At 34.5% G+C, this 21,232-nt stretch carries 22 protein-coding genes and 2 other annotated features; all 22 genes read right to left on the bottom strand.

Annotation, left to right across the window (positions count from 1 at the left end; translation table 11 throughout):
* Nucleotides 1-2: 2 nt before the first annotated feature.
* Nucleotides 3-1,016, bottom strand: a complete 1,014-nt coding sequence (ruvB, locus tag KFV12_RS08715; RefSeq protein WP_111715297.1) for a Holliday junction branch migration DNA helicase RuvB — start codon at nt 1,014-1,016, stop codon at nt 3-5.
* A 14-nt stretch (nt 1,017-1,030) separates the two neighbouring features.
* On the bottom strand, nt 1,031-1,621 hold the full coding sequence (gene ruvA / locus KFV12_RS08720; protein WP_111715299.1) for a Holliday junction branch migration protein RuvA: 591 nt from the start codon (nt 1,619-1,621) through the stop codon (nt 1,031-1,033).
* Nucleotides 1,622-1,630: 9 nt separating this feature from the next.
* The gene (locus KFV12_RS08725; RefSeq protein WP_111715300.1) at nt 1,631-2,080 is read right to left on the bottom strand and encodes an ACT domain-containing protein; all 450 of its coding nucleotides are present in this window, start codon (nt 2,078-2,080) and stop codon (nt 1,631-1,633) included.
* A gap of 11 nt (nt 2,081-2,091) precedes the next feature.
* Nucleotides 2,092-3,381, bottom strand: a complete 1,290-nt coding sequence (gene obgE / locus KFV12_RS08730; protein ID WP_099580094.1) for a GTPase ObgE — start codon at nt 3,379-3,381, stop codon at nt 2,092-2,094.
* Between the two features lie 11 nt (nt 3,382-3,392).
* Nucleotides 3,393-3,875: a Spo0B domain-containing protein gene (locus KFV12_RS08735; RefSeq protein ID WP_239242822.1), complete on the bottom strand. Its 483-nt coding sequence runs from the start codon at nt 3,873-3,875 to the stop codon at nt 3,393-3,395.
* 107 nt (nt 3,876-3,982) lie between these two features.
* Entirely contained in the window at nt 3,983-4,267 is a 285-nt protein-coding gene (gene rpmA, locus KFV12_RS08740) for a 50S ribosomal protein L27 (RefSeq protein WP_096076260.1), read from the bottom strand.
* A 10-nt stretch (nt 4,268-4,277) separates the two neighbouring features.
* Nucleotides 4,278-4,598: a ribosomal-processing cysteine protease Prp gene (locus tag KFV12_RS08745; protein ID WP_099580090.1), complete on the bottom strand. Its 321-nt coding sequence runs from the start codon at nt 4,596-4,598 to the stop codon at nt 4,278-4,280.
* Nucleotides 4,598-4,906, bottom strand: coding sequence for a 50S ribosomal protein L21 (gene rplU, locus KFV12_RS08750; RefSeq protein WP_096076258.1), 309 nt, complete (start codon nt 4,904-4,906; stop codon nt 4,598-4,600). Before rplU ends, KFV12_RS08745 begins: the two co-directional genes overlap by 1 nt.
* A gap of 13 nt (nt 4,907-4,919) precedes the next feature.
* Nucleotides 4,920-4,992, bottom strand: a sequence feature (ribosomal protein L21 leader region).
* Nucleotides 4,993-5,046: 54 nt separating this feature from the next.
* Entirely contained in the window at nt 5,047-5,550 is a 504-nt protein-coding gene (mreD, locus tag KFV12_RS08755; RefSeq protein ID WP_239242823.1) for a rod shape-determining protein MreD, read from the bottom strand.
* Entirely contained in the window at nt 5,550-6,419 is an 870-nt protein-coding gene (gene mreC, locus KFV12_RS08760; RefSeq protein ID WP_254256580.1) for a rod shape-determining protein MreC, read from the bottom strand. The genes mreD and mreC overlap by 1 nt, the downstream gene beginning before the upstream one ends.
* A 23-nt stretch (nt 6,420-6,442) precedes the next feature.
* Nucleotides 6,443-7,438 (bottom strand): glycoside hydrolase family 3 protein, encoded by a 996-nt coding sequence (locus tag KFV12_RS08765; RefSeq protein WP_254256581.1) that lies wholly within the window; start codon nt 7,436-7,438, stop codon nt 6,443-6,445.
* Between the two features lie 285 nt (nt 7,439-7,723).
* On the bottom strand, nt 7,724-8,140 hold the full coding sequence (locus KFV12_RS08770; protein ID WP_254256582.1) for a DUF4930 family protein: 417 nt from the start codon (nt 8,138-8,140) through the stop codon (nt 7,724-7,726).
* A 51-nt stretch (nt 8,141-8,191) separates the two neighbouring features.
* Nucleotides 8,192-8,671 carry a GNAT family N-acetyltransferase gene (locus tag KFV12_RS08775; RefSeq protein ID WP_254256583.1) on the bottom strand — a complete coding sequence of 160 codons (480 nt, stop codon included), beginning with the start codon at nt 8,669-8,671 and terminating at the stop codon, nt 8,192-8,194.
* 13 nt (nt 8,672-8,684) lie between these two features.
* Entirely contained in the window at nt 8,685-10,424 is a 1,740-nt protein-coding gene (locus tag KFV12_RS08780) for an ABC transporter ATP-binding protein (RefSeq protein ID WP_254256584.1), read from the bottom strand.
* Nucleotides 10,425-12,161, bottom strand: a complete 1,737-nt coding sequence (locus KFV12_RS08785; protein WP_254256585.1) for an ABC transporter ATP-binding protein — start codon at nt 12,159-12,161, stop codon at nt 10,425-10,427.
* A 341-nt stretch (nt 12,162-12,502) separates the two neighbouring features.
* Nucleotides 12,503-12,865: a hypothetical protein gene (locus KFV12_RS08790; RefSeq protein ID WP_254256586.1), complete on the bottom strand. Its 363-nt coding sequence runs from the start codon at nt 12,863-12,865 to the stop codon at nt 12,503-12,505.
* Complete coding sequence (gene radC / locus KFV12_RS08795; protein WP_254256587.1) at nt 12,865-13,536, bottom strand: RadC family protein; 672 nt, start codon at nt 13,534-13,536, stop codon at nt 12,865-12,867. Before radC ends, KFV12_RS08790 begins: the two co-directional genes overlap by 1 nt.
* Entirely contained in the window at nt 13,536-14,363 is an 828-nt protein-coding gene (locus tag KFV12_RS13395; protein ID WP_367304751.1) for a prepilin peptidase, read from the bottom strand. The genes radC and KFV12_RS13395 overlap by 1 nt, the downstream gene beginning before the upstream one ends.
* Before the next feature lie 93 nt (nt 14,364-14,456).
* A complete protein-coding gene (locus KFV12_RS08800) occupies nt 14,457-15,842 on the bottom strand; it encodes a YfcC family protein (RefSeq protein ID WP_111715319.1) in 1,386 nt (461 codons plus the stop codon).
* 99 nt (nt 15,843-15,941) lie between these two features.
* A complete protein-coding gene (locus KFV12_RS08805; protein WP_111715321.1) occupies nt 15,942-17,204 on the bottom strand; it encodes a bifunctional folylpolyglutamate synthase/dihydrofolate synthase in 1,263 nt (420 codons plus the stop codon).
* A 4-nt stretch (nt 17,205-17,208) separates the two neighbouring features.
* Nucleotides 17,209-19,842 (bottom strand): valine--tRNA ligase, encoded by a 2,634-nt coding sequence (locus KFV12_RS08810; protein ID WP_254256588.1) that lies wholly within the window; start codon nt 19,840-19,842, stop codon nt 17,209-17,211.
* A 52-nt stretch (nt 19,843-19,894) separates the two neighbouring features.
* Nucleotides 19,895-20,098, bottom strand: a binding site (T-box leader).
* Nucleotides 20,099-20,130: 32 nt separating this feature from the next.
* Nucleotides 20,131-21,192 carry an AbrB family transcriptional regulator gene (locus KFV12_RS08815; RefSeq protein WP_254256589.1) on the bottom strand — a complete coding sequence of 354 codons (1,062 nt, stop codon included), beginning with the start codon at nt 21,190-21,192 and terminating at the stop codon, nt 20,131-20,133.
* Between the last annotated feature and the right edge of the window lie 40 nt (nt 21,193-21,232).

Here is a 21,232-nt window from a genome sequence, read left to right on the forward strand (position 1 = left end):
CTTTATTTCCTCTTTTCATTATCAAACGGAATATTAAAATGTTCATAAGCAAGTGGTGTGGCTACACGCCCACGTTGTGTTCGTTCTAAAAACCCTTTTTGTATTAAATAAGGTTCATAAACATCTTCAAGCGTCATGCGTTCTTCACCGATGGACACTGCTATCGTATCGAGACCAACCGGGCCACCGTTATAACGCTCAATGATAGCCATTAATATTTTATGATCGATATGATCTAATCCATACGCATCAACCTGCAATAAATTCAAGGCATTTGATGTAATATTAAAATCAATATGACCATCATTCTTAACTTGTGCAAAATCACGTACACGACGTAACAAACGATTAGCGATACGTGGTGTCCCACGACTACGCATGGCCAGTTCTGTGACTGATGCATTATCAATTGCCACATCAAACACATCAGCTGTACGACTGACAACTTGAGACAAATCATCAATAGAATAGTAATCCAGTCTTAAATGGACTCCGAAACGGTCACGTAAAGGTGCTGAAAGACTTCCGGCACGCGTTGTCGCACCAATCAAAGTGAATGGTGGTAATTCGATACGTATACTTCTTGCCTCTTCACCTTTACCTACTACGATGTCTAACATAAAGTCTTCCATAGCGGGATATAATACTTCTTCAACTACGCGACTTAAACGATGAATTTCATCGATAAAAAGCACATCACCTGCATTTAAACTTGAAAGAATTGCTGCTAAATCCCCGGGACGCTCTATTGAAGGTCCTGAAGTCGTCCTGATATTGACATCAAGTTCATTTGCCACTATTGTAGCAAGCGTTGTCTTACCTAAGCCGGGTGGACCATATAACAGCACATGGTCTAGTGATTCGTTACGCAATTTTGCTGCCTGAATAAATACATCCAGATTATGTTTTATCTTTTCCTGCCCTATATACTGAGAAAGTTTTGTCGGACGCAAACTTAATTCATCTTGCAGTTCCTCTGAGTTTAAAAGTGTATCATCTATAATTCTGTCATCCAATCATTTCAACTCCTTTATGAGACAAGCATTTGAAAGGCACGTTTGACATTTTCATCAACAGTTGCTAGCTGTTCTTGTTTTAACACTTTTTCGACTTTTTGAAGTTCACGTTTCGTATAACCCAATGCTTCTAGCGCCAGTAATGCTTCATCAATGACTTCGGTCTTCTGTTCAGTTATTTCCTTAAATACTTCTGTTTCATCCGTAATAATCAGCTTACCTTTTAAATCAAGTATCATTTGTCGTGCTGTCTTCTTACCGATGCCAGGAAACTTAATTAAATAACTATCATTTTCACTTTCAATCGCATTTTTAATTTCCTTTGGTGAGCTTGATGCTAATATAGCTAAAGCAGACTTTGGACCTATACCCGTCACTTTATTTAAAGATAAAAATAATTGTTTTTCTTCCATTGAATCGAAACCATATAGTGTATGTGCATCTTCACGCACAATCAGCTGCGTAAATAATTTAAAATCTTTATTGATATATTTTTGAAATCGGTATGGATTTGGTACATGACATTCGTATCCAATACCGTTGACTCCAACAACTAGATGTGTCGGTAAAATCTCATTTAATTGACCTTCTAAATAAGCGTACATCGTACCCTCCTATAAACTCATACCAAGTAACTGCACTTGATTAACATAATCAAGTGTTTCTATCTTTTCAATCAGTTCATTAATCGTTAAATCCATATTCGTAGCATTTAATGAAATTGTAATCGTCGCTTTATCTTTAATTGGAATCGTCTGATGAATTGTTAACACCGAACCATTCTCACTTGCGATAAATTCTAATATACGACTTAACAAACCAACTTTATCATCAACCTGGACCATCATTGTAATGTTACGTTCACGTGTTTTTTCATCTACCGGAAAAATCGTATCTTTATATTTATAAAAAGCACTTCTGGATAAATCGTATGTTTTAACTGCATCAAATATTGATAGCTTTGGATTTTTATCGAGTAAATCTTTAATTAATAATGTTTTCTTTACTGATTCAGGCAATACATCTTCGCGAATTAAATAAAACTTTTTATTTTGATCCGTCATATCTTCACCTGCTACTCTACAAATTCAAACTCACCGCGCATAATTCGAACGATGTCTCCATTTTTACAGCCACGTTCGCGCAATGCATCATCGATACCCATCGTACGCATTTGGCGAGCAAAACGACGTACAGATGCATCACGCGTGAAGTCTGTCATCTTGAATAAACGTTCGATTGAGTTACCACTCACAACATAAGCACCATCATCTGCACGTGTAATTTCAAAGTGATCTGCAGATTTTTCATGTTTATACATTACACGGTGCACCGCAGTATCTTCTTCATCAATGTCATAATCGACATCTTTCGTTGCATCTAATAAGTCTGCTGCTCGATATAATAACGTATCTATGTTTTGGTAGGTTGCTGCGCTTAATTCAATAATTTCAACTTCATCACCAATTTTTTCTTTGAATTCTGCTAAATATTCATCCGCATTTGGCATATCCATCTTGTTTGCAACGACAATTTGTGGGCGTCGCGCTAATTTTTTATTATAGTTTTCTAACTCTTTATTGATAGTAACGTAGTCTTCATAAGGATCTCTTCCATCAGTACGTCCCATATCAATAATATGAATAATAACGCGTGTACGTTCAACGTGTTTTAAGAATTGATGCCCTAAACCAACACCTTCAGAAGCACCTTCTATTAGACCGGGTAAATCAGCCATTACAAAACTACGATTATCTTTTGTTTGTACAACACCTAAATTAGGTTTAATTGTCGTAAAATGATAAGCACCAATCTTTGGCTTCGCTTTTGAAACAATTGAAAGTAATGTAGATTTTCCAACACTTGGATAACCAACTAAACCAACGTCGGCTAATAATTTAAGTTCTAAAGAAACTTCTAATTCTTCACCTGGTTCACCATTTTCACAGAAATCTGGTGCAGGGTTACTTGCTGATGCGAAACGTGAATTACCACGTCCACCGCGTCCACCTTTAGCGACTACCGCACTTTGTTCATGTAACACTAAATCTGCAATAATCTCTCCGGTTTCAGCGTTTTTAACAATCGTGCCGGGTGGTACTTTTAGTATTAAATCTTTTGCTCCTCTTCCATGCATGTTGCTCGTCTGACCGTTCTCACCTTTTTCAGCTTTGAACATACGTTGGAAACGGAAATCTAATAATGTACGTAACCCTTCATCTACCTGGAATATAATAGAAGCGCCTTTACCGCCATCTCCCCCGGCAGGACCACCTAACGGTACATACTTTTCACGACGATATGCAACGATACCGTTACCACCGTCACCTGCTTTTAAATTAATTTTGACCTGATCTATAAACATATAAACACCTCTTATTTTCTAATTTCTAATTTGTATTCAATAATTTCGTCATTTGCGATTGTACAACTTAATAATACATTTGACGTGTCTTTAATATTGCCTGTTAATGCGAAAATACATTCAATCTCATCATCAGTTTCAAATAAACTCATTGTAACCAATGATTTAGTATCGACTCTATTTTTGTAATCCATAATACATGTCTGAATAAACGCTTTTAATATTTCATCATAATTGCCAATTGCACTGGTTAGAAGCTCAATTTCAAACGCCCATTCAAATAAACGTTCATCTAATATAGTATCAACGTAATACTGTATGGATTTGGGACAATTTAATTTTAGGAATTGTTGTTCATCTCTAAACTGTGCAACGATGTTTTTGGATAAACGCTCAGCTTTATCTCGTTGACCTAATGTAAAATAAGCATCTAACAACTGCAATTGGTTCGCTAAATCATGTTTAGTTTTCATATAAGTTTCAACATTATGCATTAAATCACCTGCTCATATTATATCATGGATTAAATAATTGTACGACTGAGGTAAACAAATGAAAAAAGAACTGAGACATGGTTATGTCTCAGTCCCTTATCATCTAATTATTTTGCTTCAGCGTATACTGAAACTTTCTTTTTGTCGCGTCCGAAACGTTCGAATTTAACAACGCCGTCGATTTTAGCGAATAAAGTATCATCGCCACCACGTCCAACGTTTTCACCTGGATAAATTTTAGTACCGCGTTGACGATATAAAATAGAACCACCTGTTACGAATTGACCATCAGCACGTTTAGCACCTAAACGTTTTGATTCAGAGTCACGTCCGTTACGTGTAGAACCTACCCCTTTTTTCGATGCGAAGAATTGTAAGTTTAATTTTAACATGAGTTACACCTCACTTATAGTTTAGTTTAATATATTGTCCGTATTCAGCTTCAATCGTCTGTAATGACACGAGCATTGATTGAATAATGAGCTGTGCTTCTTTATTGTTCAGGTCAACGACCCTTGCAGTAAAGTAACCACCATCATCCGCATAATCAATGTCCGGTCGTTCATCTGTCAAACCAATCACTGCATTCATACTACCAAAGACGATTGCTGAAGCGCCTGCACAAACAAGATCTTGTCCGTGTGGTGCACTATCTGCATGTCCTTCCATAGTAAACTCAGTCACTTGACCTTCATCATTTACTAAGATAGTAACGTTAATCATTACGCGTTAATCGCTTCGATAACTAATTTAGTGTAAGGTTGACGATGACCTTGTTTACGTTTGTAGTTTTTCTTTGGTTTGTATTTGAATACAGTGATTTTTTTACCGCGACCGTGTTTTTCAACTTTCGCTGTAACAGTAGCACCTTCAACTACAGGTGAACCTACTTTAACTGAATCTCCACCAACCATTAATACTTGATCAAACGTGAATGTTGAACCAGCTTCTGCGTCTAATTTCTCAACCCAGATTTCTTGACCTTGTTCAACTTTTAATTGTTTTCCACCAGTTTCAATAATTGCAAACATACTTGCACCTCCTATTTTATTTAAGTCACGCCATCTTCAGGTGGATTGCTCACTTGAAACCTAAAGTTGTGCGGTTGTATGTAGCTTATGAAACTACTCAACTTCAATATATTATCATTTTAAAAATGCGACGTCAATCATTATTTCATATACTTATCAAGTAATTTCAGGATAAATGGAAAAACGACGAGTATTAAAATGAAGTTAATAAGTAACGACGGTAAAACATGTGTCCACAAAAATAAAAAATAATTGATATGTGCGATTCCAAGAATTGCAAAGACAATGTAATAAAAGTTTTCAAAAAGAAAGATAAATCCCAAGAACAATACAATCATCATCTTTAAATCTTTGTAGAAGACTTTAAATAATTGATCCATAAGAAGTATAGCAATGATAAAACCGAATAGATATATACCATAGATTGTGCCAAAATAAATATCTGAAATGATTCCAAATAACACACCTAGTATTAATGCTACTTTCGGATTTTTATACACTGTTATTATCAACAAATACATAAATAATAAATGTGATTTAAAATAATAATCAACATTAAAAATAGTGACCGGCCAAATTGAGTTGATTAATGAATCAATGTAAAACAACACGAGCGCAATAAGCGGCATAATCACAAGCTGCATTACTCGCCACTTCCTTCTAATGAAATCGCTTTAGGACTTTTTTTAGCAACATAAACTTGTGTGAGTTCATTAATATCAGCTTGCGTTTCGACATATGCAATTTGACTCAATCCAAATTCATCATTTTCAACTTTCTTTACTTCTCCAATTAAGATGCCTTTAGGGAATTGACCGCCAAGTCCACTTGTAACTACTTTTGTTCCAAGTTTAACTTTCACATTATTATTTATATCAGATAAGACAAGTAAATTCTTGCTTTCATCAAAATGATCAATCATACCAAATATATCTTGACCTTCTTGTTGCAATGTAACACTAATCTTACTAGATTTTATACTAGAAGTGATTAATTCTACTTGTGAAGAATAACTGTTAACCTTCTTGATACGTCCTACTAAGCCTTCAGTTGTAAGCACAGCCATATTTTCACGTATGCCAGATGATTTACCTTTATTGACGATAAAAGTATTCATCCATTGATCTTGATTTCTAGCGATTATCGTAGAAATCACCGGATCATATTCTGAAATACTATCCGTTTTTAAAGCTTGTCTTAGTTCCTGATTTTCTTTTTCTAGACGATAATTATCAGCTTCAACTTGAGCAAAACCTTTTATCTTTTCTTTCAACTTTTTGTTTTCTTCATTTGCATCCCACATATTAATGAGATTACCGAAATTACCTGTAACAAACATTGCAGGATATGACACGATTCTTTGACCGATGGCAGTTGTATCACCTACAAAAGATTCAACTGTCGTCGTTTCTCTTTCTCTCAGTGAAAATCCAACCAGAACCATAAATATGATGAGTCCAAAAAGAAAGAAAACTAATTTATTTCTCTTATAAAAATTGGGCAAACTTAACACCTCATTAAAATGACTTTAATATATTATACGATACCATATTTTTGCTTTAACTTGAGTATTTTTTGAACATTTTCATCAATAATTTTCTCATCTATCTTACCGGATTTCACTTGTGATTTAATAAATTCTATCTGGTAGCGAATATCACCAATATCTGAACCAATCAATAAACATGTTTCCCCGGCATTTATTGCATTCATTAGCGCCTGCTCTCGAGAGTAATTTTTAACAACAGCACCCATAGCCAGATCGTCGGTAATTATGACACCTTTGTAGCCTAATTTTTGTTTGAGTATGTCTGTAACCATAGCCTTACTCATTGAACTTGGGGCGTTTGCATCAATTGATGGGAATAATATGTGGCTGACCATAATCATATCGATATCATCCTTAATCGCTGATTTAAATGGTTGTAACTCACTATCAAATAAACGTTCCTCTGACAAATGACTTACCGGTAAAGATTCATGACTATCAGTAAAAGTATCGCCATGCCCAGGAAAGTGTTTCGCACTTGTAATGACATCCTGATCATTAATGCCTCTATTAAAAGGTATGCCATACTTTATGACGTCCTGATAAGTCGTACCAAAACTACGATCCCCGATTACTTTATTTGCGGGATTACTCCAAATATCTAAAGATGGTGCAAAGTCTACGTTAAATCCTAATGCATTTAATTGTCTTCCAATGTATTCACCTTTGTCATATGCAACGCGCGGATCACCACTGCTACGAATTTGAAATGCAGGTTCAATATTCTGAATACCCGTGGGGAAACGATTCACACGTCCACCCTCCTGATCCACCGCTATAAACATTGGAACACCTTTATTTTGGTCGTAAATTGTTTGATTAAGCAGTCTTGTTTGTTCAGCTGACTGGATATTTCGGGCAAATAAAATCACACCTCCAATATTCAGCTGATTATATTCTTCCAATACATTATTATATGTCGTGCCGTGAAAACCTAAAATAAATTGCTGAGCAATCTTTTGTTCTAAAGTCATTTTACTCATTATATACGGCAAGAGCGAAACTTGATTTAGCGGTTTTATAATCGGAGTACTGTAATGTGACTTAAAACTATATTGTTGATTACATGATGATAATAGGAGACAAATAATAGCTAAAAATATGATGCGGATTGGTTTATTAAAATAAAACAAAAAAACAACTCCATCCAGTCAAAATGATTGATGTTACTACATATACCGTATTTATTATAAACAAAATTATTAGAAAAACAAAATAAAGGTCCGGAAATAAATATTATCTCCAAACCCCTTTAGAATCTCTAACCTTTAATAAGAACTTTTATCTTTCATATCAATAGATTGCTGACGTTCACTTAGAGCATGATATAAATCATTTTCTGATTGAAATACAGATACTTTATTTTCACCAAATCGATACATGATAAAGTCACTGCCACGCTGACCAATCAAGTATTCATCATTATAACCCATTCGAGTTAATCCGGACACATCCATAAATTCCTGCTTATCCATAAAATTAAATGCATTCTTTACCTGAGATAACGGAATATTTCTAAACAGCACATTATCTTCTAAAGTATACGTCGATGCATTTTGAACTGGTTCATTTACTGTTTGATTTGCCTCACCATTAAATGGATTAGTAACAAAGATAAAATATATCATAACGCCTATAACTACAAGTAGACTTAATTTAATAAGTCTTCTGATTAACTTAAACATTGTATCCCCTACTTTCTGATACAATTTTAACGTTATTTAGAAAAAGATTCATCAGTCCTGGGATTGATTATAGCACATTACAATAAATTTAATAGCTTCATTATCAATCGTTTCGTAAAACGTATTTACTTCGTAAAATCCTATTCTTTCATATAGTTTAATACCTCTTACATTGAATGAAGCTACCGTTAACCGAAATATATGAACGTTATAAAGCGCATAATAATATTCAAACATAATGTTTAATAGCAGTTCACCCATTTTTTTACCGATCCATTTCGGATTTAATGCGAATCCAACATCTAAGATATCATCATCTATAGGATATGTTTCATTGATTCTCGCACTTTCACCATCACAGAAGAAACCAAATATTTCATCATTTTTATAGACAATATAATAATGACCATTCAAAAATGTTTCTATAACATATGGATCTTCTTCTATGTTATAAAATTCATAACCTTTGCCAAAATCCCACCTGCTTATTTCTTCGGCAGCAGTTCGATGCATCGGAATAATGTTATACATACTTACACCTCGATTATTTCACACCGGATTGCAATGCATACATTTTAGCATAAACATCGCCTTTTTCGACTAATATATCATGTGTACCACGTTCGATGATTTTCCCTTTATCCAGAACAATAATTTCATCAGCATGTTTAATGGTAGATAATCGGTGTGCAATAATAAATGTTGTTCGGCCTTCTTTTAACACATCCATTGCTTGCTGAATGACAGATTCTGTTTCTGAATCAATACTAGCAGTCGCTTCATCTAATATTAATATTTTAGGATTGAACGCCAGTGCCCTTGCAAATGATATTAACTGGCGTTGACCACTCGATAGCGTTGAGCCACGTTCTACTACTTCAGTGTCGATTCCATTTTCAAGTGACTGTAAAACTCTATATCCACCCACGCGTTCCAGTGCATCAATCGCCATCTCTCGAGTAATTTTAGGATCATTTAAAGTGATGTTTGAAAGAATCGTTCCAGAATAAAGATACGGATCCTGCAAGACAATACCCATAAATTGACGCATCGATTGTTTAGTAACAGACGTTGTATCAATACCATCAATTGTAATACTACCCGTTGTCGGATCATAAAATCTGAAGAGAAGATTCATAATTGAACTTTTACCTGAACCGGTATGACCAACGAGACCAATCGTCTCACCAGGTAAAGCATCAATATTAATATTTCTTAATACAAGTTCGTCAGGTTTATATCCGAATGATACATCTTCAAATTTCACATGGCCAGTACAATGCGTCATGATATTATCTTCCTGCTCTTCTGCTGTTTCATCCATCATTTCAAACACACGATTGCTTGAAACACGTGCCTGCTCTAGAACACTAAGCTGATTAACCATATTGAACATTGGATTAAATAGACGAGTTAAATAATCAACTAATATATACATCATACCAGCAGTAAGTGTTGCTTCATCACTTAAGAATGATTGTCCGAAGATGTAAATCATCACTAAAAAGACGAATGATCGAATCGTACCCATAAGGTTATGACTCGTAAAAGAATCAAGTTGAATAATCTTGCTATAATTCTTTAGATATTCTTCATTCAACTGATTAAATTCCTGCTGAATCTTCTCTTCCTGATTAAATGCTTGAATGATCGTCATACCATTTATTGATTCATTTAACATGGCATTCATATCACTATTACGTTCACGAACGATATTATTATATTTATCGCTGATCTTACGGTAAATTAATAACCAGCCAAATAATAATGGCACTACAATTAACGCAAGCAATCCTACTTTAAAGTTAAAATAAAATATTACTGCAATAATTCCGACGATATTTGTAATACCAGCAATATATGTTGGAAGCATCACTGTGAACAACTCTAATATTGTCTGTGTGTCATTTGTGATACGTGCTACAACTTTTCCAGCTGGTAAATTATCAAAAAACTTAATCGGAAGTTTCTGTATATGACTGAATAAATTTGTACGTAAGTGTTTGATAACATTTGAACCGGCTGTCTGGAAATAGATTGTTTGATAGTAACTTAATATCGCATAGAAAATTGCAATGATGAAATATACTGCTAACAATAAAAATATCGGCTGCATATTAATAATACCTTCTGTTGCCGTCTTGATATGGTGATCGATAATATACATCCCGATGACAGGACCAATGAGCTCCATAATGACAGCAAAGAATAATATAATAAAACCTATGAAAAATAAAGTTTTCTCTTTCTTGGCCTCTAAATATAAACGTTTAGTAGTCGACATTTAAGAGACACCTCCCAACTGTTGACGATCGAATTGCGACTTGTACCAGCCATTATTCGCAATCAGTGCTTCATGAGTACCACGCTCGATAATTTTTCCGCGATCTAATACCACAATTAAATCTGCGTGCTGTACAGCTGAAAGTCGATGCGTTGATATAATCGTCGTCTTTCCGCTTCTTGAAGCCTGAATATTTTCTATGATCGCTGTCTCCGTTTTTGCATCTACAGCACTTAATGAATCATCTAATATTAATATATCTGGATTTTTTATCATTGCACGGGCTATAGAAATACGCTGTTTTTGTCCACCTGAAATAGCGATTCCTTTTTCTCCAACGAGCGTTTCTAACCCTTGAGGCAATCTTTCAATATCTTTTGTAAAGTTTGCAAGACGAATTGCTTCTGCAATTTCAGCGTCAGTCGCATCCTCCTTACCAAACTTAATATTTTCTTTTACTGTTCTTGAGAATAATATATTTTCCTGAGAAACATAGCCTATCTTATTACGAACGTCATACTTGGATAAATCTTTCACGCTTAAATTACCAATAGAAATGTTCCCTGCTCCCATCGGATATTCTTTTAAAATCTGCTTGATTAAAGTCGTCTTACCACTTCCCGTAGGACCAACAATACCTAATGTTTCGCCTACCTTTATCTCTATATCAATATCCTTTAAATTTTCTTCTTCACTTGATGGATACTGGAAAGTTACAGCATCAAAGGAAACATGATGATCCTTTGGAATTGAAGCGTCAATCGGATCTTCCATGACATCTTCAGTATTTAATGTATCCATTACACGGTCTAATGATGCATTACCACGTTGCATAATATTAAATAATAATCCAATTGCAAACATCGGCCACACAAGCATATTTAAATAAACATTGAAGGCAATTAAATCACCGACTGTAATTTCACCTTGATTAACAAGATAACTCCCATAACCGAGACCTATCATAAAACTTAACGATGTAACAATTATCGTAATCGGTTTGAATAGAGCATCTAATTTTTCTACGTGAATAAATTTGTTAACCACATCAGTCGTCATATGTTTAAAATGAATATCTAAATGTTCTTCCTGTGCAAAAGCACGTGTTACCCTAACGCCTTCTATCGATTCCAATACACTGTCATTCATATCACCAAATGCATCCTGACTCACAGTGTATCGTTCATGAATCATTTTCCCGAGACGTTGTTCAATATATGCTAAAAATGGTAAAGGAATAAGCGCTGCTAACGTTAATTTCCAAGAAATCGCAATAGCCATCATCGCAATAATTGTTACCATATATGTTGTACTATCGATTAATGTCAATATACCAAAACCAACTGTTTGACGAATGGCACTTAAATCATTTGTAGCCTTTGCCATAAGGTCACCAGTTCTATTCTTTTCGTAAAAACTCGGACTCATCGTTAAAAACTTTGCCATAATTTTCTTGCGCATAATACTTTCTAGCAATTGTGAACCATTAAACAAAAGATATCGCCATAAGTAATTGATTAAATAACTCAACATTAGCGTTACAGTAAATACGATTAATATCCAGTTAAAAGTATCTTGTGTTAACGTTTTTAAATTGACGTAATCAATCGTTTTTCCAATTAGCCAAGGCGGAATAATCTCTGTAACATTCGCACAAAGGAGTAAGATTACCGCAAAAACATATCTCTTTTTTTCCTGCTTGAAAAACCATCCTAACTTAAATAAAACATCTAACATGTGTCACACTCCTTGTTCACTCATAAAAAAATACACATACTCAAATGATGAGCATGTGCACATTTTTAGAGTGGGATTAACTCCCACAGACAATCAAAAAAATACATAATCATTTCTATATTAATATCGTCGAAAAGATTATAGCGTTATTTTTGATTCGTATGCAGGAGGAAAATATAAAATTGATGATAAATAAACATACTGTCGTCTAACGTTGTTCATTGTATTTTCCTCCTTTCTTTATTAGTTGTTTTAATCATAAATTAATCTTCTGAAAATTTCAATAGTTCAAACAAATAAATTTCGTTTTACGAACAAAATTTACAATAAATTTACAAAATCTAATAATCTGCCTGATAGTATATATCATATTTCATCCGGTCAACCTGTAACAAACGCTTTAAATCTTTATATAGCTGATCGATATATTCAAAGTAAATATAGCCATAGTCATAACTCCCAAAAAATGGTCCGTAATACACCGGTAAAGCTTTAGGTGCAACATTAGCATTCATTCGTATGGCATTGACCTTAAACATGAGATTCGTCAGATCATCCTCTGCAATCTCAATACTACATGGATTATCCAGGTTATATTTGATATCAAAGTATCCGTGTAACGCGTTAAATTTTCTAAAATAAGAGAATTCAATCATTTCTTCAGTAGATTTATCTTTTAAGTAGATATACATATCCAGACCCATTATAATTGTCCCCTTTCTTTAATACTGACAAAAGTGCCATCTCCGATAATAATATGATCCAGTAAATCAATGCCGACGAGTTCTCCGACACTTACGAGTCTTCGTGTCGCTTCAATATCTTCATAACTCGGTTCTGCACAACCTGATGGATGATTATGAACTGCAATGATATTCGCCGCACTTCTTTTAATGGCTTCTCGAAATATTTCACGCGGATGAACGATGGATGCATTTAATGATCCGATAAAGATTGTATGCTCATGTATGACGTAATTCTTCGTATTTAACATCAATACTATAAAATGCTCCTGAGTAAAATATCGCATGCGTTCCATCAATAAATCTGCTACACATTGAGGTGAGTTAATCTTAATCCTCTGTTCCAGAGAATGTGTATGCATACGCTGTGCCAGTTCTATTACTGCAAGTATTGTTGCTGCTTTTTTGTCACCGATACCTTTAATTTGTGTCAGTTCCTGCAAAGTTAAATATCTCAAATCCTTAATATTATCTACTTGATTCAATAAATTTTCTGAAACTTGGTAAACAGATTCATCGCGTACACCAGTGCCGATAATCAATGATAACAGTTCCTGGTTTGTTAACTTATCGGCACCATAGATCATTAGTCGTTCTCTTGGTTTATCGATATCTAATGGAATATCAATCATCAGACAAATCCTCCAAAGTACAATATTTTGATTTGTTCATATAATAGGAGTACTACAAAAAATGATGTCGTTATAAAAGGGATAAGTGGTACTTTTTTAATCCCAGTTTTATAACTTAAAAAGATGATACAACTAAGACCACCTATTAAATATGTTATAAAAAATAACGCTATAAAAAATGGAATGGGCAAGAATAGAAGAAGTATTGAAAATAATTTAATATCTCCATAACCAATACACTTTGAGAGAAAGAAAAATAAATGAAGTAGTATAAAAATTAGTAGTTTAAATAGAAAGACTTCATAGGAAAAATATATTTGATAGATTAACATGTCTTTTAGATTAATCAGCATTAGCGTTATAAATAATAAAATTAGCATTATATTAGGTATTTTTAAATGTTCAGTATCATATATTGATAATGGAATAAGTATGATTGCGATTGTAGCTAATAAATCAATATTGAATTGCTGATTCAAACTTAAATGAACAAGCGCCAAACCAGTTAATATTTCGCAAATTAAATATTTACTAGATAATTTACAATTGCAATATCTGCACTTCCCCCTATTCAATAAGAATGAATATACCGGTATTAAATCCATCCATGCAAGATTGTGATGACATTGGTCACACCTTGATTTCCGACACATACAATGCGTTTCATAAGTCAGACAAAGCATAAATGAACCAATGCATGACCCTAAAATAAACCAGATGATTATATAAAACTTGTATCCACTTTCTTCTCCTCCTTTAATAAATGTCAGGACTAATATAAAACAAAAATAAATTGTTGTAAAAATGCAGCAATTTAATAATTGCATTAAAATTTATATGAATAATAAAATAAATAGCTTCAAAATCAATATTCTGCAGAAAATAATTACAGAATTTTAATTTTGAAGCAAATATTAATACTAGAAAAAATAAGTATATACAATTAAACTTGACAGACAAATTACAGCCCAGATCAAGGAAATCTTCCAGACAAATTTTAACCATTTTGAATACGGAATACCCGCTACTGCAAGTAATCCCATCAAAGAAGCAGATGTCGGGATGATGTTGTTACTGATTGCATCACCATATTGGAAAGCAAGTACAGCAACTTGTCGGTTAATCCCTAGTAAATCACTGATTGGTACCATAATTGGCATAGTAGTCATTGCTTGACCTGATCCAGAAGGAATGAAGAAATTTAATACTAACTGTGTTATGAACATCGCTATGACTGAAAATGCTGTCGGAAGGTGATCAATAAAATCAGTCATATAAAATACGATGGTATCGATTATTTTTCCTGACGTTAAAACAACGACAATCGCTTTTGCAAATCCTACGATAATTGCACCGAATAAAATATCTTTCATCCCTTCAAGTAATGCATCAAATGTACCGTTTAAGCCTAACCCTCCGATGAGGCCAGCAACGATTCCCATCAATAAGAAGTTTGCACTCATTTGTGACAAGAACCATTCATATTTAAAAATACCATATACATTAATAATAATCGTTATTGTCAGCAATATTAATATGATCGCATGTCGCTTTCTAAATGAATCAAATTTAGTATTCAAAACATCCTCACTCATTGTACTACGTGCTTCAACATTAATATGATTTAACAAACTTTTTCCTGGATCATTTTTTACTTTTCTTGCATATAACATCACATATGCAATCCCAGATATAAGGACAAGTAAATATACTACTGTTCTAAAACCCCAACCAGAAAATAATTTTACTTCTGCTATCTTCTGTGCGATTCCTACTGTGAAAGGGTTTATCATGCCTCCCAGGAATCCAATCCCTGCACCAAGTGCAATCATACTTGCTCCCACCATCGCATCATAACCAAGCGCTGTAGCAAGTGCGATTCCTATCGGTACAAAAATTATCGTTTCTTCACTCAGCCCAATTGAAAATCCTAATATACTAAAAATAATCATAGTTATTGGAATCAACCATTTACCATTTTTTCCAATTCGGTTCATCAAAGAATTAACACCTGTTGTAATAGCATCTGTGCGATGAATAACACCAAATGCGCCTCCGACGATAAAGATGTAAAAAATAATTTCCGCGCCTTCAATCAATCCTTGTGGAACAGCTCTAAATATCTCGATTGGCTGTGCTGGAGATTGTGCCACTTCATGATATGACCCATTTACGACAATATTTTGTTTATCTACGACTTTTCTATCAAATTCACCTGCAGGTATAATATATGTCAGTACTGCAGCGACACAGACAATCAATAGTAATAAAAAATATGTATGGGGCATTTTCAACTTTTTTTCCATATAAATTCCTCCTTTAGAATACCATTCCCTAATTTTCTGAAATTTCTGCATAAAAAAACAAAGAATCTATAAATAGACGCTTTGTCAAAAATATATTGATTATTTTTTTAATTTATCTTTTACCGCACTGATAAAATATAAACTTCCTGTAACAAGCAATAAGTCTCCATCGTACGATTTAATAAAATCTGCATAGTCTTTAATTTTAACTTTCTTTTCATGCTCTACATTCTCATATATTGTATCAACCGGTAATGCTTTCGGGAAATCAAATGCTGTCACGTAAAATGTATCGGCAATTGATTCCAGAGCTTTTAGCATCTTGCCGATTGGTTTCCCATCAATTGCTGAGAATAACACATCGATACGTCGATCAGGATAATATGTTTTCATAGTATCTACTAATACATCAATAGATTCTTTGTTATGCGCTCCATCAAGAATAATCGTTGGATTCTCCTGAACAGTCTCAATGCGACCAGTCCATGTAGTGTTTTCAATCGCATCGATCATTTTATTGAAATTAAGCATAATCATTCCACGATCAAACATCTCTAATAATGTCGCAATCGCAAGTGAAGCATTTTCCTGTTGATGCGTACCGATCATTTTCAGCTCGATATTTTCTAGTTCATAGTCTTTATATCTGAACGTAAATTCCTTACCGTTTGAAATACATTGAATATCACGATCCAACTTTATACCTTTTACGTGTTTTTCTTCGACGACTGAATTTAAATATGCCTTTGCTTCATCATTTTTGACAGCATAGACGAAAGGCACGCCAGCCTTAATTACACCAGATTTTTCTTTCGCAATATCCAGATAAGAATCTCCGATAATATTAGTATGATCCAAACCGATACTTGTTAAGATGGTCATGATAGGCATGAACACGTTGGTCGAGTCATTCTTAGCGCCAAGACCCGCTTCTACGATTACAAAATCAACCGGATGAACCTGACCAAAATACACAAACATCATCATCGTTATGATTTCAAATTCCGTAGCGACTCCTAAATCAGTTTCGGCGTCAAGCATCTCACTCACCGGTTTTACGATACTTACCAGTTCAACGATTTCATCATTCGTAATCGGCAAACCATTAAGACTGATACGTTCATTGAAAGTTTCTATATAAGGTGATGTAAAAGTTCCTACCGAATAGTTATTTTCAATTAATGCATTCTTTAAATAACTTACGGTTGAACCTTTACCATTTGTACCTACTACATGAATCCCATTAATATTTCTCTCTGGATGATCTAATCGGTCAAGCATCCATTCCATACGTTTAATGCCCGGCTTAATACCAAATTTATAACGTTCATGGATCCAATATAAGCTCTCTAAATAATTCATATGATTACTTCCTGTTCAATTGATTTAATCGTGCTTGAACACTTTCATATTTTTCTGTATAAAGTGCTTGTTTTTCTTTTTCTTCATTTATTATTTTCTCAGGTGCTTTAGATACGAACTTTTCATTACTTAACTTTTTATTTACACGGTCTAACTCTGAAGCCCATTTCTTTAACTCTTTTTCTAATCGTTCAATTTCTTTGTCCATGTCAATTAAACCTTCTAATGGTAAGATAACCAATCCACCTGTTACAGCTGTAGTCATCACTTCTTCAGGCATATCAACTTCAGTACTGATTGTTAATTCACTTGGATTACAGAAACGCTCGATAAAAGGTCTTTCTGTTTCAAGGCGTTCAGTCGTTGCCTGATGATTCGTCTTAATCATCATCGGAATCTGCTTACTCATTGGCGTATTCACTTCATTACGTGTATTTCTCACGGCACGAATGATTTCCATAAGCTGTTCCATAGATTTCTTACTTTCAATATTCGAAAGCTCAGGACGCACTTCCGGCCAGCTCGCTGTAACGATCGAATCACCTTCAACCGGTAAGTTCTGCCAGATGCTTTCTGTAACGAAAGGCATAAACGGATGCATCATTCGCATAATTGAATCTAACGTATATGCTAAAATTGAACGCGTCATTTGTTTTGCTTCTTCATCTTCACCGTTCATCGGTATTTTACTCATTTCAATATACCAGTCACAGAATTCGTCCCAGATGAAATTATATAGTACTCGACCAACTTCACCAAATTCATACTTATCTGCTAAACGTGTTACTTCTTCTATCGTTTCATTTAGACGTGTTAAAATCCATTCATCAGCAAGTGATTTTTTTCCATCTAATTTAATATCGCTCGCTTTAAAATCTTCTCCGATGTTCATAATACTGAATCGAGAAGCATTCCATATTTTATTGATAAAGTTCCATGTTGCTTCAATCTTTTCTGTAGAATAACGTAAATCCTGACCAGGAGTTGATCCCGTTGCTAAGAAGTAGCGTAAGCTATCAGCACCATATTGTTCAATAACGTCCATCGGATCTACACCGTTACCTAATGATTTACTCATTTTACGGCCATCTTCGGCACGCACCAGTCCATGAATCAATACTTCATTAAAAGGTTTCGTCTCTGTAAATTCAATACCCTGGAAGATCATACGAGCAACCCAGAAGAAGATAATATCATATCCTGTAACAAGCACATTTGTCGGATAGAAACGTTTGAAATCTTCTGCATCCACATTTGGCCAGCCAAGCGTAGAGAAAGGCCATAGTGCACTTGAGAACCAAGTATCTAGAACATCTTCATCCTGTGTCCAGTTTTCACTATCAATAGGTGCTTCTTTACCTACGTATAATTCTCCTGTTTCATTGTGATACCATGCAGGAATTTGATGTCCCCACCATAACTGACGTGATATACACCAATCATGGATACCTTCCATCCAGCGATTAAATGTGCCTTCAAAACGTGGCGGAACAAATTCAATTTTTTCATCAGTCTTTTGAAAATCTAATGATTGCTCTGCTAAAGGAGCCATTTTTACGAACCATTGTTTTGAAAGATAAGGTTCTACAATCGCGCCGCTTCTTTCACTATGACCAACCTGATGCATATGTTTCTCAATTTTAATCATCAGACCAGCATCCTGTAAGTCTTGCACAAGCGCCTTACGACATTCAAAGCGGTCCATACCAGCATATTTACCAGCTAATTCGTTCATCGTACCGTCTTCATTCATTACATTGATGCGTTCCAGATTATGACGATTACCGATTTCAAAGTCATTTGGATCATGCGCTGGAGTAACTTTCATTGCACCACTACCAAAATCCATCTCTACATAATCATCACCTAAAATAGGTAACTCACGTTCAACGATTGGCAAGATAACTGTTTTACCGATTACATCTTTATATCGTTCATCTTCTGGATGTACAACAACAGCAGTATCACCTAGTAATGTTTCAGGACGTGTTGTTGCAATTTCAATAAATCCTTCACCTTCTGCATATGGATATTTAATATGATAGAATGCGCCTTCAACTTCCTCATGTATAACTTCGATATCACTTAATGCAGTTCGCGCTGCTGGATCCCAGTTAATAATACGCTCGCCACGGTAAATTAAACCTTTATCATACATTTTAACGAATACTTCTTTAACCGCTTCACTTAATCCTTCATCTAGGGTGAATCGTTCACGAGAATAATCTAGCCCTAAGCCAAGTTTCGCCCATTGGTCACGAATAAAACCTGCATATTCTTCTTTCCAATCCATCGTATGTTCTAAAAATTTTGTACGACCAATATCATGACGTGAAATACCTTCTTCACGTAACTTCGCTTCAACTTTGGCTTGTGTCGCAATACCGGCATGATCCATCCCAGGTAAGTATAATGTGTTATAACCTTGCATGCGTTTTATACGCGTAATAATATCTTGTAAAGTTGTATCCCATGCATGTCCAATATGCAATTTACCAGTAACATTCGGTGGCGGAATCACTATAGTAAATGGCTTCTTATGATCGTCCTCTGTCGCTTTAAATAAACCTTTATCTAACCATTCCTGGTAACGTCCTTGCTCTACTTGTTGTGGATTGTATTTTGTATCCATAGTCATTCCTCCAATATTAATATTCCAAAATTTCCTGCAAAAAAATCCCGTCCTATAACAATAGGACGGGATAACCGTGGTACCACCTAAATTCAGCTTACGCTGCACTCATTTCGATTAACGCTCTCACACGTGTACTTCTACTTAGGTTCAAAGCACATTTTATGTCAGGCTACCTTCGTTAAATTTCAATATGCATTTCCACCAGCCATGCACTCTCTTTGATATCCATCTAACTACTCTTCCTGTAGGAATATTTAGTTAAACATATTGTATAAGATTATCATTTAACTGTCAATCAGCACTGCCTATATCACTATTCAGTCTATGCGTTAAATACCAGGACATCATTGGCGCTACAATTAATAAAATAAGAAAAATCCTAAAAATATGATAACTTGATATCATCGCAACATTTGCCCCTGTCTCAAGAGCGACCACGATTATCTGTGCCATCCCACCTGGTGCTGCACTTAAGAAAACATCGTTAAAATTATGATCCGTAAAAATATTGATAACGATACTCAAAACAATAGCGCATATGATAAGCAGTATATTTTGTACAAAAATCCCTATAAACAATCTTTTATTTATCTGACTAGATAAATCATACATTTGTAATCCAATACGTACACCAAACAATAATTGTGCAAAGTTTATCAATGGCATCGGAACAGTAAAATTTAATCCCGTACTTAAATTCCAGATTAATATGGCAAATGTCGGACCTAACATATCTGGCACAGGAAAATGGATAAGCTTTAAAATATATATACCTGCCGCAATCATCGCAACAATCATAACAATTTGATCAAGCGATACAACTTCAAATAACTGCTTTGCTTTATCAATTTGATAACGTTCATGATTGTCTGAAGTCATACTAGAAATAAACGGTACAATCATAATTACGAACAATAAACGAGACGTTTGTGCAAGAGTTACTACTAAGATGTTGGCATTTTTATTGTCTTCTGCCATTACGATCATTTGATTTAATGCACCTGGAATGGACGCCAGTAAAGCAGTCTCCGTTGTACAATTAACAATGCGTTTAAATAAAAATGAAATAACAACAGCACAAAGAATAATCATTAAACTTAAAAATATGACAGACCAGAAATCATTAGCAATATCTACAAAAATTTCTTTCGTAAAAGATACACCAATTTGCGCGCCAAGAATATATAATCCGATATCACCAAGCCACTTTGGCCACCTATATGTTAAGGCGGTAAATTTCCTGAGCATTATCGTAGCTAAAATCGGACCAAATAACCATGGTAGTATCATACCTATCTGAGCTAATATGAGACTAAAAGTAATACTGATTAAAAATAATAATAAATAACTCATAAAAAACACTTCCATCAAATTTAATACGATAAAATAACAT

The organism is Macrococcus epidermidis (assembly GCF_024205965.1).
Taxonomy (GTDB): Bacteria; Bacillota; Bacilli; order Staphylococcales; family Staphylococcaceae; genus Macrococcoides; species Macrococcoides epidermidis.